This window comes from Photobacterium alginatilyticum, assembly GCF_009910675.1.
Taxonomy (GTDB): Bacteria; Pseudomonadota; Gammaproteobacteria; order Enterobacterales; family Vibrionaceae; genus Photobacterium; species Photobacterium alginatilyticum.
The window spans coordinates 1-1,741 of the sequence record NZ_RSEJ01000101.1; the positions used below are offsets into that span (position 1 = coordinate 1).

The 1,741-nt window shown below is 35.1% G+C and carries 3 protein-coding genes; all 3 read right to left on the bottom strand.

All coding sequences use genetic code 11. The features are described 5' to 3' along the window. Positions 1-797, bottom strand: a 797-nt coding sequence (locus EIZ48_RS31390) for a DNA-directed RNA polymerase subunit alpha (RefSeq protein WP_500690620.1), incomplete at its 3' end; no start/stop codon positions are given. Positions 798-859: 62 nt separating this feature from the next. Next, complete coding sequence (gene rpsK / locus EIZ48_RS31395) at positions 860-1,276, bottom strand: 30S ribosomal protein S11 (protein ID WP_160658682.1); 417 nt, start codon at positions 1,274-1,276, stop codon at positions 860-862. Positions 1,277-1,389: 113 nt separating this feature from the next. Further along, positions 1,390-1,503, bottom strand: a complete 114-nt coding sequence (rpmJ, locus tag EIZ48_RS31400) for a 50S ribosomal protein L36 (RefSeq protein WP_160658684.1) — start codon at positions 1,501-1,503, stop codon at positions 1,390-1,392. Positions 1,504-1,741 lie beyond the last annotated feature (238 nt).

Consider the following 1,741-nt stretch of genomic DNA (forward strand, 5'->3'; position numbering starts at 1 on the left):
TTTTTTTTGTTTTTCTTTAGTTTAACCAATTTATCATTAAAAGTAAAAAGAGGTAAAGTAACCTTGTGTTTATTGTCATCTAAATTTAAGTTTTCTTCTTCTGTATGGAAAAAGGGAATAAATAAATCAATCAAATTCCGGGACGCTTCATGAAGCGCTTCTTTAGGAGTTAAACTTCCATTTGTCCATATTTCGATAAAAAGTATTTCTTGTTTTTCATTTCCATTCCCATAAGAATGAATACTATGATTTGCATTTCGAACAGGCATGAATACAGCATCGATAGGATAACTTCCGTCTTGAAAGTTAGTCTCACTTTTTATACGATATCCGCGATTCCTCTCAATTTTTAATTCAATATAAAAATCAATAGGTTCTGTCAAGTTAGCTATATGTTGTGTATTATCAACGATTTCCACATAAGGTGGTGAGATGATATCTTGAGCTGTTACATACCCAGGRCCYTTAACACAAATAGAYGCATCRCAAGTTCCATATAAATTACTTCKCAATACTATTTCTTTCAAATTCATTAAAATTTCATGTACKGRTTCTTGAATACCCACTATGGTAGAATATTCGTGKGGTATTTTYTCARATTTTGCGCGTGTRATACATGTYCCTTCTATTTCTCCAAGYAAAGCTCTTCGCATCGCAATGCCTATGGTGTCGGCTTGACCTTTYATAAGTGGAGACAAAAGAAAGCGTCCATAATAAARACGCTTACTGTCTGTCCTTGATTCAACACACTTCCACTGTAGTGTCCGAGTAGATACTGTTACTTTCTCTCGAACCATAGTAATATAATATTATTTGATCGAATCGTTTATTTCTCTTGMAATTTCTTTAATATTTTTTTTTATACACGTCTTTTTTTAGGAGGTCTACAGCCATTATGTGGCATAGGAGTTACATCCCGKACGAAAGTTAATAGTATACCACTTCGACGAATAGCCCGTAATGCTGCATCTCTTCCGAGACCGGGACCTTTTATCATGACTTCTGCTCGTTGCATACCTTGATCGACTACTGTACGAATAGCATTTCCAGCTGCCGTTTGGGCAGCAAAAGGTGTCCCTCTTCTTGTACCTYTAAATCCACAAGTACCAGCCGAAGACCAAGAAACCACCCGGCCTCTTACATCTGTAACAGTCACAATGGTATTATTGAAACTTGCTTGAACATGAATAACTCCCTTTGGTATTCTACGTGTATTCTTACGTGAACCAATACGYCCATTCCTACGCGAACCYAYTTTTGGTATAGTTTTTGCCATATTTTATCATCYCATAAATATRAGTCATATMGATATATGGATATATCCATTTCTTGTCAAAACMRATYTTTTTTATTTGTRCATCGGGTCTTTTAGAGAATTTTTTTTTTACAYTATCCTTGTCTTTGTTTATGTCTCGGGTTGGARCAAATTACTMTAATTCGCCCCCGTCTACGAATTRGTCGACATTTTTCACAAATTTTACGAACAGAAGCTCTTATTTTCATATTTTKAATTCCTTAAACTTAATTTTAAATYGACTTCTTGGAAGAAAATGARTTTCTTGMAATTTTGAAKTTYGGATCGTATTCCCACGGAAACTCATGTTAAAGTTGAAAAACTACCGAMTCCCTCGAATATTTGTTGGGGCGTTCCTAAATCATACGCCCTCTGGCAGATATAAGAAGGATTACCATATATAACACAAAATTTCTCCGCCTATTCCTTTTAGTCGAGCCTCTCGAT